16 protein-coding genes are annotated in these 16,167 nt (G+C 40.7%); 13 read left to right on the top strand and 3 right to left on the bottom strand.

Going from position 1 to position 16,167, the window contains the following annotated elements; genetic code table 11:
- The first annotated feature begins 1 nt into the window (after window position 1).
- From MN869_RS06190 to MN869_RS06160, 7 genes are all read left to right on the top strand, one after another.
- On the top strand, window positions 2–499 hold the full coding sequence (locus MN869_RS06190) for a hypothetical protein (protein WP_033134565.1): 498 nt from the start codon (window positions 2–4) through the stop codon (window positions 497–499).
- 47 nt (window positions 500–546) lie between these two features.
- A complete protein-coding gene (locus MN869_RS06185; RefSeq protein ID WP_050511496.1) occupies window positions 547–969 on the top strand; it encodes a hypothetical protein in 423 nt (140 codons plus the stop codon).
- Between the two features lie 34 nt (window positions 970–1,003).
- Window positions 1,004–1,459, top strand: a complete 456-nt coding sequence (locus tag MN869_RS06180) for a hypothetical protein (protein ID WP_033134556.1) — start codon at window positions 1,004–1,006, stop codon at window positions 1,457–1,459.
- A 41-nt stretch (window positions 1,460–1,500) separates the two neighbouring features.
- Window positions 1,501–1,971 (top strand): hypothetical protein, encoded by a 471-nt coding sequence (locus MN869_RS06175; RefSeq protein ID WP_033134557.1) that lies wholly within the window; start codon window positions 1,501–1,503, stop codon window positions 1,969–1,971.
- 54 nt (window positions 1,972–2,025) lie between these two features.
- Window positions 2,026–2,475 (top strand): hypothetical protein, encoded by a 450-nt coding sequence (locus MN869_RS06170; RefSeq protein ID WP_033134558.1) that lies wholly within the window; start codon window positions 2,026–2,028, stop codon window positions 2,473–2,475.
- Between the two features lie 89 nt (window positions 2,476–2,564).
- The gene (locus MN869_RS06165; RefSeq protein ID WP_033134559.1) at window positions 2,565–3,512 is read left to right on the top strand and encodes an RDD family protein; all 948 of its coding nucleotides are present in this window, start codon (window positions 2,565–2,567) and stop codon (window positions 3,510–3,512) included.
- Between the two features lie 186 nt (window positions 3,513–3,698).
- The gene (locus tag MN869_RS06160) at window positions 3,699–4,883 is read left to right on the top strand and encodes a porin (RefSeq protein WP_033134560.1); all 1,185 of its coding nucleotides are present in this window, start codon (window positions 3,699–3,701) and stop codon (window positions 4,881–4,883) included.
- Between the two features lie 51 nt (window positions 4,884–4,934).
- On the opposite strand, the gene MN869_RS06155 is transcribed toward MN869_RS06160, so the two are convergent.
- Both MN869_RS06155 and MN869_RS06150 read right to left on the bottom strand, forming a co-directional pair.
- Window positions 4,935–5,768: a DMT family transporter gene (locus tag MN869_RS06155; RefSeq protein ID WP_033134561.1), complete on the bottom strand. Its 834-nt coding sequence runs from the start codon at window positions 5,766–5,768 to the stop codon at window positions 4,935–4,937.
- A 75-nt stretch (window positions 5,769–5,843) separates the two neighbouring features.
- Complete coding sequence (locus MN869_RS06150) at window positions 5,844–6,824, bottom strand: LysR family transcriptional regulator (RefSeq protein WP_005213090.1); 981 nt, start codon at window positions 6,822–6,824, stop codon at window positions 5,844–5,846.
- 100 nt (window positions 6,825–6,924) lie between these two features.
- Here MN869_RS06150 and MN869_RS06145 point away from each other — a divergent pair, with 100 nt between their 5' ends.
- From MN869_RS06145 to cntB, 6 genes are all read left to right on the top strand, one after another.
- A complete protein-coding gene (locus MN869_RS06145) occupies window positions 6,925–8,037 on the top strand; it encodes a tartrate dehydrogenase (RefSeq protein WP_033134562.1) in 1,113 nt (370 codons plus the stop codon).
- 39 nt (window positions 8,038–8,076) lie between these two features.
- Entirely contained in the window at window positions 8,077–9,732 is a 1,656-nt protein-coding gene (locus tag MN869_RS06140; RefSeq protein ID WP_241345176.1) for a BCCT family transporter, read from the top strand.
- Entirely contained in the window at window positions 9,729–10,682 is a 954-nt protein-coding gene (locus tag MN869_RS06135; protein WP_241345127.1) for an alpha/beta hydrolase, read from the top strand. Before MN869_RS06140 ends, MN869_RS06135 begins: the two co-directional genes overlap by 4 nt.
- 64 nt (window positions 10,683–10,746) lie before the next feature.
- Entirely contained in the window at window positions 10,747–11,862 is a 1,116-nt protein-coding gene (gene cntA, locus MN869_RS06130; RefSeq protein ID WP_005150788.1) for a carnitine monooxygenase subunit alpha, read from the top strand.
- Between the two features lie 75 nt (window positions 11,863–11,937).
- Complete coding sequence (locus tag MN869_RS06125; RefSeq protein ID WP_241345126.1) at window positions 11,938–13,389, top strand: NAD-dependent succinate-semialdehyde dehydrogenase; 1,452 nt, start codon at window positions 11,938–11,940, stop codon at window positions 13,387–13,389.
- Between the two features lie 104 nt (window positions 13,390–13,493).
- Entirely contained in the window at window positions 13,494–14,450 is a 957-nt protein-coding gene (gene cntB / locus MN869_RS06120) for a carnitine monooxygenase, reductase subunit CntB (RefSeq protein ID WP_241345125.1), read from the top strand.
- A gap of 76 nt (window positions 14,451–14,526) precedes the next feature.
- Here the strand turns inward: cntB and MN869_RS06115 are convergent, their stop codons facing one another.
- Window positions 14,527–16,128 carry a bifunctional aspartate transaminase/aspartate 4-decarboxylase gene (locus tag MN869_RS06115; protein WP_004806113.1) on the bottom strand — a complete coding sequence of 534 codons (1,602 nt, stop codon included), beginning with the start codon at window positions 16,126–16,128 and terminating at the stop codon, window positions 14,527–14,529.
- Between the last annotated feature and the right edge of the window lie 39 nt (window positions 16,129–16,167).

Raw genomic sequence — 16,167 nt, 5'->3', positions numbered from 1 at the left:
AATGTCTATTATAGTAAGAAATTCGGTTTTGAAATTTATATTATTAATTTTAATTAGCTTAGGTTTTTCTGGGTGTGACTTTAGAAAAAAAAATGAAGTCAAAATTCTCGATAATAACAAGACAATAATTAAAAAATTTGAAAGTGATGCTAACTATGTTTTTGGCGATCGCATCTTAGATAAACATTCATTCTCATCATATAATGCAGATAGATTAATATTTCAAATTCAGAGTGATGGTGGTATTGGCGAAATAGATTTTTTAAACAATATTGAATCTAGTCTTAAAGAAAAAGGATGGGTATATAAAGAAAAATATAAGGAAGCATATATTTACTGTGATAAAAAAAATAATCAACTGGAACTAGTATCTCCAGTTAAATTAGATACTTATAGTTCTGCTGGTGAAGGACAGTCATTAAACCAGTTGGTTGGGTATTGGAATGTGGGTTTTATTCACTCTAGACAGAAACGCTATGTGTGTAATATTGATAGTTAATATTGTTTAAATTCGGTTTTAAGTTGATGATAAGATTTATAAAACTGATGTCTATCTTTACTTTTAGTATTGGTTTATTTGGATGTGATGATAGTGAAGTACTGGATTTGAAGAGGTTCTCCAATGAGTTGTTTGGTAAATATGAGTACGAATATGATACTGATAGGGAAAAGAGCTCAACTCAACTTTTAGTAGTGAAAATAAAAAAACAAGATTTTTCTAGCAAAGATTATGAGGGTGTAAAAAATGATCTACTAAAGAGGAAGTGGGATTTGGTAGACTCTTATAATAGTTATTATAATTTTTGTAAAACCAACCATTATTCGATAGACATATTAAATCCGATTTATGATAAGCATTATACACGAGACGGTGAAGAAGTTAATTTTAAAAGTAAAGATTATTGGTACTTTTCAATTTATTACAATAAGCTAGGCGTTAATAATTGTATGGAGTATTATAGTAAGTAATTATTTTTTATTTTTTTACTTTGATTTGGCTTGTATGAAAAAAATTATTTTAATCCTCTCATTTCTGTTAGTCGGATGTGATAAGGAGGTAGAACGAAAACCCTATATAGATAAAGTAAATCAGGACATCGTAAATGAGGCCAAAGTTTTATTTAATGGTACTGTTGAAGATTTAAGTGCTTATTCTTCATATACTGATAACACTGTGGCATATAAAATTAAAGCAAATAAATTTGATATTAATTTTTTTATGAAAGAAGAGAGTAAAGATTTAAAAAAAATGGGATGGTCTTTCTTTAAAAAGTATAATGAAAGTTATATCTTTTGTGATGGGGAAAGACAATTAGAGATAATATCACCTAGAATTGTTTCTAAAAATGAAGTTTTAGTTAAAGGTTCTGCTGGTATGCAGTTGGATAAGTTTTGGCATGTTATATTTATGTCACCAAATAATACAAGGCGCTATGTTTGTTATGACTACAAGAAATAATGTTTGAATTTAAATATTTTTGAAAAATGTGTATTTATATAATGAAAAGTATATATCAATCTTTTTTAATTATCATACTTTTAACTTCCTGTGCACAAGATGAAAATCTAGAGATTGGAAGAAGTAATCATCCAATTAATATAGAGTTGAAAAGAGAGGCTAAAGATATTTTTGGAGATAAGCTAGAAAGAGAAAGAAGTTATCAATCATTTTCTTCAAATGACGTTGTTTATAAAATTAGTGCTAGAAATTTAAGTATGGAACAGTTTGAATTCTACAAAGATCAGATATTACCTGAAAAAGGTTGGTTTTTTAGATCAAAAGTTAATGAAGGCTATATATTTTGCCAAGGTTCTCGCCAATTAGAAATAATTCCTCCACAAGTTCTTGTTGATAACAATGAACTAGGTCGAGGAGATATTGGTAAACAGCTTGAAAAGAATTGGAATATTTTTTTAAGACATACTGCTAATGGTACTTTAAATGAATGTTATTTGAGAAGTAAAAGTTAAATATGATACGGATTTTTGAATTTATTTTATAAAAGATTTATGGATAAGAAGGAAATGACAAATCACTTTAAGAAATTACTCATTTCTTTAATAGTAGTACCTTTTTTGAGTTGTTCTTTACTTGAGGAAAAAGTATGTATTCATAATTTTAATAAGAGAGTGATTGAACTAAGCCATGATCTAAAGGTACAGAAGGTGATCAATCGTATTGATCAGAAAATTTTTTGTGGAAACCATCCTTATAGTGATTTTTATAATCGCTTGGATAGTTTATTGGTAGGGTTGGATGAAATTCAACGAGAAGAATTTTATACAGTTTTATTTTTTGCTGAATTCCATCGCAATGAAAATGGTGGTGAGTATGTTGAATTTTTGAATAAAAATAATATTAATATTTACAAGCAATATAAGCTAAAAATGAGTGATCAAAAGTTATTGGCTAAAATGAAATATACAGATGAAGAGTTGTTGAATATAAAAGCCTTGGGTGAGATGCTTCATTAATGTATTTTATTAAGATTTAATATATAATCTTGAAATTTTAGTTTGATAGCTAAATTTATAAATTTTTAATTAAATATAAAGGGTATGTTTTGTCTTCTGTAAAATTTTCTTATATTGCTGGTTTCTGGCGCCGATCATTTGCTTTTCTTATTGATTTATTACTGGTAGGTGGTTTCTGCTGGAGTACGATTAGACTTTTATCTAATTTTTTGCATCAATTCCCAGTTATATCTATTTTTATTGGATATTTCTTTGTTGTTTTATATTTTGGTTTGTTAAACAGTCATTTACATTCTGGACAAACGTTTGGCAAACAGCTTTTAAAAATCAGAGTGGCTGACACACATGGGAAAGATCTTGCTGTAATTCCATCATTGCTTCGTTCATCCATCTTGTTTGCGCCATCATGCCTCATGTCATTAAGCGGTTATTTTCCGATTTTACTATTATCTGAATTATTCAACCTGTTGTTGGCCTGCTTACAAATTTTGCTTATTTATTTTTATATTTTTAACCGACAAAACCGCCGCTCCATTCATGACTTCGTTGTGGGTTCAATGGTGATTAATTTAAAAAAAGATGATCAAGAACAACAAGTTCCTGAGATGTGGACTAAGCATAAGATTTTTGCAGCATTGATTACGTTGGTGGGTTTAGGCATTGGAATTTCTTCTTTCAATTTGTTTGATCGTGATAATACTGTTGAAATTAATAATTTTAAGGGCGGTCAGCCTGAAATTGTTCATGTAAAACGGATTTTAGAAATGGAAGATGGATCAGAGGCTCAACTCATTTTATTTGATGTGCAGATCAATGATCCAATAAAACTTAAAAATTCATTTTTCGCCCAAGAGTTCGCAGATAATTTACAAAGACTTGAGCCGCAGTTGATAAATGACAGCAGTAAAATTTCAATTCTTTTGAGCACACGGCTTCAATTTGGCTTAGCCTCATCAATGGATTTAAATATGTACTCAGTTAAAAAAACGCAGCAAGGATTAAAGGTTGTAGAAGAGATTTCTACCGTAAACTTTTAAACCATGAAAAAAGCTGAAGCTATTTGTTGCATAGATTAAACCTTTTAATTTACGTGCGGATAGCTTCAGTATCTCTAATCCTGTTCCATTAAACACACTCCGTAAAGACCAACTTTATAGTTTAAGCGTTGTTTGTCAGCCTGAATTTCTTCATTTTCTTATGAGGTTAAACAAGGACGTACAACAATGAAAAAAGCACTGCTTCTCTTGGGTTCAATAGGTATCTTGGCAAATACGCCAGTCTTGGCCGCCGATTTAAGTATCGGTGACCCGAAAACACAGGCGGGTGAACTAAAACTGACAGGCGCCATCCGTACCCGCTATATCCATAAAGACTATATTGTCGAAGCCAATGAAGGCTCCAAAAATGATGACTGGAGATTGGCCGATATCAAGGCGGTCTTGAGTTATGAAAATCCAGACTGGATTGCATCGATGGATGTGCGTTGTTACCAGTATGACCGCTTATGTGATGCACTGTTTTTAAAAGATGCTTGGGCAGGCTACAAATTCTCGGATCAGCAACGGCTGACAGTTGGTTTTCAATCGGTTGATTTCGGCTTTGGACGACTTTGGGGCAATAGTTATTATGAAACTTTGCTCAATACCGTTGGGCTGGAAGACATTCAAAACCTTGGAGTGAAATACCAGTTTAAGGACAATCTGTATAACTTCATTCTCGGTTTTTACCCGACTGATGGTGGTAACTACAAAGGCACATCCAAAGATTCCAGTCGCTATAGCGGTAACTTTGTGCGGGCAGATGATCAGACCCAAGGTACCGATATTGATGAAAAGAATATGTGGGTGACACGCTTATCCCGAAAATTTGAGCTCGATCAATCTCAGAATTTCTCCACGGAAATTGGTGGCTCTTACTGGTATTCGGAACTGGAAAATAACCGAACCAATAAAGATGGGCATCGTAGTACATGGAGCATTTTTAGCACCACCAATTATCAGGCATGGCAATGGTTGTTCTTGGCAGGAGAGCAGGACATTAAAAATGCAGATGATCTTTTGCCAAAAAGTTCGACCATTGGCGCATTTGACTATCCTTATCAAGTGGCCAACAAAGGTAAATATATGGCCAATGAAATTAACTATACCTTTGCTAAGCCTTTCCATCAGTTAGAAAATATTAAACCCTATGTGTCGTATAGTCGTTTTTATAAAGATGAATCAGGCTATCAAGATTCGGATCGCTTAATCGCAGGTCTATATTTTAACTATAAAAAAGTCGGCATACAGGGGGAATATATCTGGAGTCGCAATGACCCAATGACGGGCAGTGGCGCAGATGGATTGGCACAAGGTGAGAGCAATCAATGGAATAAATTGTTCTATTTATCCTTGGGTTATTATTTCTAAACTCAGCGTTGAAAATGAGCCAGTCTGTTTGCGATAGACTGGCTTTTTGCTTTAGGCGGTTCTTAAGATCAAAGCACCAATCAAAATGATGCATGAGGAGATAATCCGTACCGCATTAATACGTTCTTTTAGAATAAAGATCGAAATCAGCGTGGCAAATAAAATCGAGGTTTCTCTTAGTGCGGCAACAATCGCAACAGGTGCAAGCGTCATCGCCCACAGTGCCAAACCATAAGAAAAAAATGAACCGATTCCACCAATTAAACCTAAATGCCAATTATGTCGAAAATACTCCCCCATTTGCCGATATTGCATTTTTAGGGCAAAGATAAAAAAGATCAGTCCTGAGAGTACGAAACTCCATAGGATATAGGCAATGGCTGATCCTGCAAGGCGAACACCATGTCCATCCAGCAAGGTATAACCCGCAATCAGGACAGCGTTGAGTAGAGCCAGACCGATACCTTTGCGTCCCGTTTTGGGCGCAGCCAGAATCATCGATAAAATGCCGACGGAAATGGTGATAATGCCTAGCCATGCATTGAATTGAAGTTGTTCATGCAATAACAAAGTGCCTAAAATGGCCACAATCAGCGGTGCTGTGCCACGCATTAAGGGATAAGTCAGCCCCATATCGGCAACGCGATAGATTTTAGCCACCATACCAAAATACAGAATTTGTATTGCTGTTGAAGACAGAATATAAGGCCAGCTCTCGCGATGCGGAATCGGGAAAAAGGGCAGCAGTAGTGCGGCTAAAACTGCTGCGGATGCAGTGACCAATACGGTAGTTAAAAATTTATTTGTACCCGCTTTTACAATGGCATTCCATGTGGCGTGACATGTCGCTGCAAGTAAAATAAGGCCAAATATTGCCGTGCTCATAAGCTGCCTGTTATTTCATGATCTTGCTAATGTGCATGATATGGTTGAAAAAAGAAAGCAGGCAGCTTAGCGCGATTATAGAAATACTTTCTCTGTATTTGGATTGATCGGCTCAATCGGTTGGATCAACTGACCACGGCTTAGGTTCTGGATATGCTGTAAACGGTTGATCAGTTCATTTTGAATAAACAGGATACAGGTCTGTAGTTTAGACGAACTTTTTAAACGTGAAGGATAGACCGCCCAAACATCGGCATCTTGCCAGTATTCAGGCAAAATATGCTGTAACTGACCACTAATCAATTCATCTGCGACATCCCAAATCGAACGTAAGATAATGCCATGTCCCTCAATCGCCAACTGGTGAATAATCTCGCCATTATTGGAAATGAAGCGCGGTGTGACATGTACCGACCGATCTTCCGAGAGATGACGCAATTTCCATAATACTGAGGATTGGTCACGCTCACTGATAGTCAGGCAATCATGGTTGCGTAAATCTTCCAAACTTTCAGGCATGCCTTGTTGCAGTAAGTAGCTGGGTGCAGCGCAGAAAATTCGGAAATTCGACACCAGTTTTTTGGCAATCATATTCGGGGCAATGTCATTGCCGATGCGAATATCCAGATCAATACTGTGTTGAATCAGGTCTTTGGTGTTGTCGATGGTATCAAACTGAATTTCCAGTTTTGGGTACATGGTCATTAATTTAGACAGAATTGGCGCAACATGTTTACGGCCAAAACCGAAGCTACTGACTATGTCGAGATGACCTGTGGGCGTGCTTAAGGGGTTATTCACCAGCTCACTGATTTCATCAAATTCATCCAGAATATTGGAGACCCGATCCAGAATCAGTTTGCCATCTTCGGTCAAACTGACATGACGGGTACTGCGATGGAACAGTTTACAGTTCAGATTGGTTTCTAAAATATTGATGCGTTTACTGATAAATGCAGGTGAAGCACCTAGCTCCTCAGCTGAATCGACAAAACTCTTGCGTTTGGCGACTGTGCAAAAAACCTTTAAATCCGATAGGTTAGGTAGATTATTCACGATCCGTGTCCATTGGGGTGATAGTTTTCTTATTGATCATTTTTGCTGAAAACAGCATGTTTACAGCTAAGGATATTAACCAAAGGTGTAAGGGAGCGTTATGGCAAAAAAGTATAAAGTTGCCACGATTGCGGGTGATGGGATTGGTTTAGAAGTTCTACCAGAAGGCATCAAGGTTGTAAAGGCGGCAGCAGACAAATATGGCATTCAAGTTCAAATGGATAGCTTTGATTGGGCCAGCTGCGATTACTACCTTGAACACGGCAAAATGATGCCGGATAACTGGTTTGAAGTCTTGCAGGAATATGATGCAATTTTCTTTGGTGCGGTGGGTTGGCCTGAAAAGGTGCCTGATCACATTTCACTATGGGGATCATTGCTGCAGTTCCGTCGTCGTTTTGACCAGTATGTGAATTTACGTCCAGTTCGGTTAATGCCTGGGGTGAAATGTCCACTGGCTGGTAAGCAACCAGGCGATATCGATTTTTATGTGGTGCGTGAAAACAGCGAAGGTGAATATTCAGCGATTGGTGGTAAAGCCTTTGAAGGCACTGATCGTGAGTTCGTCTTGCAGGAAGCGGTGTTTACCCGTCATGGCGTCGATCGCATTTTAAAATATGCGTTTGAATTTGCGGATCAACGTGAGGCTAAAAAAATCACGGCTGCAACCAAATCTAATGGCATTGCCGTCAGCATGCCGTACTGGGACGAGCGTGTCGATGCAATGGCAAAACACTATCCACAGATTAAGGCAGATAAACAGCATGTTGATATTTTAGCGGCACGTTTTGTTCTACAGCCTGAGCGTTTTGATGTGGTGGTGGCATCGAATTTATTTGGTGACATCTTGTCGGATTTAGGCCCTGCATGTACCGGCACCATTGGTTTGGCGGCTTCGGCCAACCTCAACCCTGAACGTAAATTCCCGTCATTGTTTGAACCTGTGCATGGTTCAGCACCCGATATTTACGGTCAGCAAATTGCCAATCCGATTGCGGCGATTTGGTCAGGTGCCATGATGCTGGATTTCTTGGCAGATGGAGATGAGCAGGTGATTCAGGCAGGGCAGGAAATTATGCAGGCGATTGAGCATGTGTTGGTGCATGGCCCGAAAACGCCTGATGTCGGCGGAACTGCCAAGACCTATGAAGTGGGTGATGCGATTGCATCCTGTGTGACTCAGCAAAAAATGGATTTATTCGCGATGGAGTAAGTACCCCTGAGGGAATAGTCACTATCCGAGATGGATTGAATAGATATGGATAATCAAATTACAAAGCCTTATACAGATAAGACGCTTGCGATCACCAGTCTTGCCGTTGTATTTACATCGGTGGCTGGGTTGGCAATCTACTCATCTGAATCAATACAACTGGCAGCAAAATGGATGCAATGGACCACGTCGGTGTTTACCACGCCAGTCCTGTTATTTGCTTTTTTATCAATTATTTTTACCTTCGGTTTGGCCTTTAGTAAATACGGCAAAATCAAGCTCGGCGAAGGTAAGCCCCAATACAGCACCATGTCATGGATTTTCATGTTTATTTTGTCGGGGATCGGGTCATCTACCTTGTACTGGGGCTTTCTAGACTGGGCTTATTATTATCAAACGCCAGGTTTGAATTTAGCTCCTGAGTCAGCTGAAGCACTGAAATACAGCGTGGCCTATTCCTTCTTTCACTCTGGTTTGAGTGCATGGTCGATCTATGCTTTGGCATCGATTTCACTGTGCTATAGCTATCATGTCAGAAAGAATAAAGGCTTGAGCTTAGCCTCAATGGTCGAAGCAGTCACTGGCTTTAAAGCGACAGGACCCGTTGGACGTGTGGTCGACCTGATGTTCTTGCTATGCATGTTTGGTGCCTTGACCATTTCACTGGTTTTGACTGCAGTCACTTTTACCAACATTCTGTCCCAACTCACGGGTATTCCGAATACCTTCATGACCAAAGTCATTATCATCTTGGCGGTGTCGGTGTTATTTGCCCTCAGCTCTTATGTCGGTATGGATAAAGGCATGCAGCGTTTGAGTCATATGGTGTGTTTGGGTGTGGTGCTGTTTGCGATCTATGTGCTGTGCTTTGGCCCAACCCAATTCATTATGAATAATTCATTGATGAGTTTTGGTCTGATGGCGACTAACTTTGTCGATATGAGTCTGTTTACCGACCCGATGGGCGATGGAAAGTTTACCCGTGAATGGACGGTGTTCTATTGGTTATGGTGGATTTCTTATGCACCCGGTGTAGCGCTGTTTGTGACCCGTGTATCTAAAGGACGCACCATTAAAGAAGTGATTCTTGCCATGGTCATCGGCGGTAGCGTTGGTTTATGGTTCATCTTTGGGGTATTTGAAAATTACAGCGTTCACAGCTTTATTCACGGCATGGTCAATGTGCCGCAAATCTTGAGTCAGCAAGGCGGTGAAGTGGCGATTGGTCAACTGCTCGGTTTATTGCCAGCAGGCAAGCTGATGATGTGGTTGTTCCTTGGCATTATGGTGATTTTCCTTGCAGCACATATGGATGCGGTGGGCTATGCGGTTTCTGCAACCTGTACCCGTGGCCTAAGTGAAGGGCAAGATCCATCTCCGAATGCGCGTTTGTTTTGGTGTCTGATGTTAACCCTGGTACCGATTGCGATGATTTTCTCTAAGGCGCCGTTAGACACCATGAAAACGGCCACCATTGTGACTGCCTTGCCGTTTATTGTGATTATTCTGGTACAGACCTATGGCTTGGTGAAATGGTTGATTGAGGATTATTCCAAAGTACCATCGCATTTGATTGAACAGCGCAGCTTTAGTGATTTGGACGCGCTTGAGCATACTGACCCAAATCAACAGATGCAGATTGATATTGCGGCAACCACACTGGCACATAAAAGCAGTCAAAAGGAATTGTTATGACTCAGCAACCGAACATGCACTATGGGTTAAGCGAAGAAATGCAAAGTCTGGTGTACTGGAGCAGCATTTATTCAGCAGCGGATAACGATATTGATTCAATTCGTGCAGCCTATGATGCGATGTGCCTGCATTACACCTTGCCACGTGATGGTACGGTCAATATTGAAGATAAAACTGTTGCGCATGCCACTCATCCAGTCAATGTTCGGTTGTATTCACCCTTGGGCCAAGCACCTGCGCAAGGTTGGCCTTGCGTGTTGTTTATCCATGGGGGTGGCTGGATGCTGGGGAATCTAGATTCACATGAATTTATTACCCGTTATTTATGTCGTGATTTGAATGTTGCGGTACTGAGTGTGGATTATCGTTTGGTGCCCGAACATCATTTCCCAGCCGCTTATGAAGACTGTGAAACGGTTTATCAGTGGCTTCGTGCGCATGGCGCAGACTGGAACATTGATCCAACGCAGATTGCCTTAGCAGGCGACAGTGCAGGCGGCAATTTAGCCGCGGCACTGGCGGTTCAATTACAACATACAGGCAATCAGGCATGTGGTTTGGCTTTGATCTATCCATGTTTGGGCATTAGTTTTGATACCGCGTCTTGTCAGCAGCACGCACAGGCGCCGTTATTGACGCTCGAGGAAATGCATTATTACCTGAAGGAATATGCGCCGAATGCAAATGACTGGGAAGATACACGTTTAGCGCCACTAAATGCACAGGATTTTTCTGACATGCCACGTAGCTTTGTTGCGGTGGCTGAATACGATCCACTGAGTGATGACGGGCGTATTTTCGTGGACAAGTTAAAACAAGCCAATATTACCGCCGAGTTTTATCTCGGCAAAGGATTACTACATGGCAGTTTACGTTTAGTACGGGATTGTCCTGTGGTGCAGGATTTATATCAGCACATGCTGAGTTCGTTAAAGCAAATGTTCAAGTGATTTGAACATCAGCCAATTTTGATAAAACGGTCGTTAGGACAAAACAGTTTAATGGAGTAAAACCATGAATGCAGTTGAAAAATTACCAGAAGATTTCTGTTCAAACCCAGATGTGGCATGGACATTTCCAAAAGTGTTCTATACCTCATCTCAGGTGTTTGAGCGCGAAAAAGAAGAAATTTTTGCGAAAAGCTGGATTTGCGTAGCACATGGCAGTGAAGTTGCCCAAGCCAATGACTATATTACCCGTAAGGTGATTGGTGAAAACATCATCGTGATTCGCGGTAAAGATAGTGTATTGCGTGCATTTTATAATGTCTGCCCACATCGTGGTCATGAATTATTAAGTGGTAGCGGTAAAGCCAAAAACGTGATTACCTGTCCGTATCATGCATGGACATTCAAGCTGGATGGTAGTTTGGCACTGGCACGTAACTGTGATCATGTTGAGTCTTTTGACAAGCAAAACTCCAGCATGGTGCCGTTAAAAGTTGAAGAATATGGTGGTTTTGTCTTTATTAATATGGATGAAAATGCCACTTGTGTTGAAGATCAATTGCCTGAATTTGCACAAAAACTGAATGAAGCTTGTGCCGTAATCAAAGACTTGAAACTGGCTGCACGTTTTGTAACGGAAACACCTGCCAACTGGAAAGTGATCGTGGATAACTATTTAGAATGTTATCACTGTGGTCCAGCGCATCCTGGTTTTGCTGACTCGGTACAGGTGGATAAATACTGGCACACCACCCATCAAAATTGGACGCTGCAATATGGTTATGCACGTTCTTCAGAAAAATCATTCAAGCTTGACCCATCGGTGAAGGATCCAACTTTTAGTGGTTTCTGGACTTGGCCATGCACCATGTTTAACGTACCACCGGGTGCGAACTTTATGACCGTGATTTATGAGTTCCCGATGGATGCGGAAACCACTTTGCAGCACTATGACATTTTCTTCACCAATGAAGAATTGACTCAAGATCAGAAAGACCTGATTGAATGGTATCGCAATGTCTTCCGTCCTGAAGACCTCGAACTGGTTGAAAGCGTACAACGTGGTTTAAAATCACGGGGTTATCGTGGTCAAGGGCGTATCATGACCGACAAGCAACGTTCAGGAATCAGTGAACACGGTATTGCGTATTTCCAGAATCTTGTTGCGCAATACCACAAATAATTTTGTCTCAGGCATCAGATAATTTAAGGTGCGGTGATCAGGCCGTACCTTGCTTTTAATCGATAGGAACATGACATGTCAAGTTTGCAAGCAAGTCCGTTATTTCAACAACGCGGATTGATCAATGGTCAATGGGTGAGTGCACAATCTAATGCCACCATTCCTGTGACCAATCCTGCGACAGGTGAAGAAATTGGTGTCATTCCAAATATGGGTGCAGCAGAAGCCACCGAAGCGGTTGAAGTGGCGTATCAGGCTTTAGCAGCGTGGAAAGGATTAACGGCACAAAAACGTGCAGACCTATTATTGGCTTGGTATCAGCTGGTTTTGAGCCACGCGGATGAGCTGGCGCGGATCATGACCATTGAGCAGGGTAAACCCTTAGCCGAAGCTTTGGGTGAAGTGAAATATGCAGCTTCATTTATTCAATGGTTTGCGGAAGAAGGCAAACGTGTTTATGGCGATGTGATTCCAACCACCAATAGCCAGCAGCGTTTTATTATCACCAAAGAACCTGTGGGTGTGGTTGCAGCGATTACGCCGTGGAATTTCCCTATTGCCATGATTACCCGTAAAGCGGCACCTGCTTTGGCAGCGGGTTGTACGATCGTGATTAAGCCTGCCAATGAAACCCCATATTGTGCGCTTGCAATTGCCAAACTGGCAGAAATGGCAGGCATTCCAGCAGGTGTCATTAATGTAGTTACAGGCAAATCGCAAGAGATTGGTTTGGTCTTTAGCAGTCATGAAAAAGTCAAAAAACTGACCTTTACTGGTTCTACACCTGTGGGGCGTTTATTGATGCAGCAATGCTCAGGCACCATTAAAAAATTGGCGCTGGAACTGGGTGGCAATGCACCATTGATCGTGTTTGATGATGCGGATCTGGATAAAGCGGTACAAGGTGCAATCTTTGCCAAGTTCCGTAATGCAGGGCAGACCTGTGTTTGTGCCAATCGAATCTATGTCCATGACAAGGTTTATCAGGCCTTTACCGAGAAATTTGTGCAAGAAGTACAGAAATTCAAAATCGGCAATGGTTTGGAACCGAATGTACAGATCGGGCCGTTAATCAATGACAAGGCAGTACTGAAAGCAAAACAGTTGATTGATGATGCTTGTGGCAAAGGTGCCCAAGTGGCGTGCGGTGGTCAACAACATGCACTTGGACAAACCTTCTTTGAACCGACCGTGTTAACCGATGTTTCGCGTGATATGGACATTGTTCAGGAAGAAATTTTTGGCCCAGTAGCACCTTTAATTCGTTTTACTGAGGAAGCGGATGTGGTGGCGCAAGCCAACGATACCATTTTTGGTTTGGCAGCCTATGTGTATAGCGAAAACATTTCACGGATTTGGCGTGTGGCTGAACAACTGGAATATGGCATGGTCGGGATGAACTCAACTGCTATTTCCAATGAAGTGGTGCCATTTGGCGGTGTAAAACAATCGGGTGTTGGTCGTGAAGGCTCTAAATACGGTTTAGAAGAATTTATGACCATTAAATATATGTGTTTAGGAATTTAGGGACACTGTTGGTTGGGTTGTCAGAATGGGCAGCCCAACGGGCAATATGCGCTTAAAATTAGAAAATGCTGAGATGAGCAGCATGCGGTAAAGAGGATTTAGACATGGCTAGTCATTATGAAATGTTTGCATCGGTGGTCACACGGGTAGAGCAACTGACTCCACTGATCAAACGGTTTACATTTAAACGTCAGGACGGACAAAATTTCCCTCAATTCAATGGTGGCAGTCATATCATTGTGAAAATGAATGATCAGCTATCCAATGCCTATTCATTGATGAGCTGTGCTCATGATCTATCGACTTACCAAGTCTGTGTCCGTAAAGATATTGAAGGTAAAGGTGGTTCAGTCTTTATGCATGATCAGTGCAATGAAGGCTGTGAAATTCTGATTTCTGAACCGAAGAATTTGTTTCCATTGGCGGCAGATGGTGAGAAACATATTTTAATTGCAGGCGGGATTGGGATTACCCCATTTGTGCCGCAAATGGATGAGCTGGCAGCGCGTGGTGCAGACTTTGAATTGCATTATGCCTACCGTTCCCCAGAGCATGCTGCATTGTTAGATGAACTCAAGCAAAAGCATGGCGAACATATTGTTAGCTATATTGATTCAGATGGAAAATATCTTGATCTCGATCAATTGATTGGCTCTCAACCCAAAGGTACGCACGTCTATGTGTGTGGCCCAAAGCCAATGATTGATGCAGTGATCGATCGTTGTAATTACCATCGTTACCGCGATGAATATATTCACTGGGAACAGTTTGCATCTACGGTACCTGAAGAGGGTGAAGCATTTACGGTTGTATTGGCGAAATCCAATCAAGAAGTGGAAGTGCAAGGCAATCAAACCATTTTACAAGCGATTGAATTGCTCAATATTGATGTGGAATGTTTATGCCGTGAAGGAGTCTGTGGCACGTGTGAAACCATGATTCTAGAAGGTGAGGTAGAGCATTTCGATCAGTATCTGAGTGATGATGAAAAAGCCTCACAGCAGTCGATGATGATTTGTGTATCGCGTGCAAAAGGCAAAAAACTGGTACTTGATCTTTAATTTAAAGTTTTGAGTTTAAAAATATAAAAAAGCAGCCTAAGCTGCTTTTTTATTGATCAGGAACATTGATTCAGATTTATTTTTTGCCTTTCTTGGTTTTTAAGTATTCTTGATAAGATTCTTCGGCAAAGCGTCTTAAGGAATCCCCAATGGCAGCATATTGGTATTCATTCAGGTTGGCCAATGACGCACGGGCAGAAGGGTGCTGTACCCCAAAGCCTGAACCTGGTAACAGTACCACACCTGTTTCATCAGCAACGCGGAATAATAATTCGGTTGGGTTCTTATTCTTCATGACCCAATCTGCAAACTCGTCTCCATACAGTGTTCGAGAGGTATTTTCCAAGTTGACCAAGGTATAGTAATCGACTGAGTTTGGATCGGCTGGAACTTCAACTCCTAATTGTCGATACAGCGCAGCATCACGTTCGCGCACTACAGATTTAACCGCCTTCTTATAGTTCTGTTGCGAATCCATCATATTGAATAGGGCAAACAGTACCATTTGCACTTGTTGAGGTGTAGAAAGACCTGCGGTGTGGTTCAGTGCTACATTGCGACTATCTGCGACCAGACGATCAATAAATTTGATCTTGGCTGGATCAGTGGTTAAAGAAGAATAGCGTTCTTCCAGTTCCTTCTTGTCTTTTTTCGACAGCGCAGCCAGTTTTTGATCCAGAATATTATTGTTGGAGAGAGCGATTACCCCGAGTCTCCATCCAGTTGCTCCAAAATATTTCGAGAATGAATACACCAAGATGGTATTGTCTGGGCAGATCGCAAACAGTGATTTGAAATTGTCTGCAAATGTACCGTACACATCATCGGTTAAAATAATCAGGTCAGGTCGTTTTTTCACGATATCAGCCAATATCGCCAAACCTTCATCGCTGAGTTTTACTGAGGGCGGGTTACTTGGATTCACCAGAAAGAAGGCTTTAATCGATGGGTCTTCCAGTTTCCGCAATTCAGATTCAGGGTATTGCCATCCGAGTTTTGGATCGGCCTCGATCAGGACTTCTTCAAGTTGATAGTCATTCAGTTTTGGAATTTCCAAATATGGTGTGAAAATAGGTGCACCAATCGCGATACGATCGCCATTGGCAATAATTTTATTCTCTTTTAAGGAGTTAAAAATATAGGCCATTGCTGCGGTTCCACCTTCGACCGCAAACAAGTCTAAGCCTTCTTTCGGCATGCCTTGGACGCCCATTTCACGTAGGATATATTCTTTGATAATCGATTCACTGATACGTAGCATGCGGTCAGGGACAGGGTAGTTACAACCTAAAATTCCCTCAACCATTTCCAGTAAAAAAGCATCTGGATCTAAACCGAGCTGATCTCGGACATAGGAAATGGCTTTGCCTAAAAATACTACACCGGGTTTATCCCGATTGTGCATAATGAAGTTATCGAAGCGAGATTGCAGACCAACTGGGCGAGGGAAGCCGCCTAAGCCTTCTGGCATATAAGAGAACGAAAACTCTGATTCCGTTGTTGAAAATAGCCCCAATTGGAAGAATGCCCGACGCGGAATCGTGGCTAAAAAGTTTGGATTTCCGCGGCCTGCATTCAGCATCATCCTGTCTGTTTTGCTTTGGGCAAGCTCAATTAAATTGTCTTTTAGTTCGAATGGGCTAAGTTTTGAGTATTTTGAGTAATCAACGTTCCCCATGGGAAGTCTCCTTAATTATAGTGACGGCAATAAAATTTT

The sequence above is a fragment of the Acinetobacter sp. NIPH1876 genome (genome assembly GCF_022808535.1).
Taxonomy (GTDB): Bacteria; Pseudomonadota; Gammaproteobacteria; order Pseudomonadales; family Moraxellaceae; genus Acinetobacter; species Acinetobacter higginsii.
The sequence above is the reverse complement of the archived record's forward strand: the minus strand, read 5'-3'. Positions and strand labels throughout refer to the sequence as shown.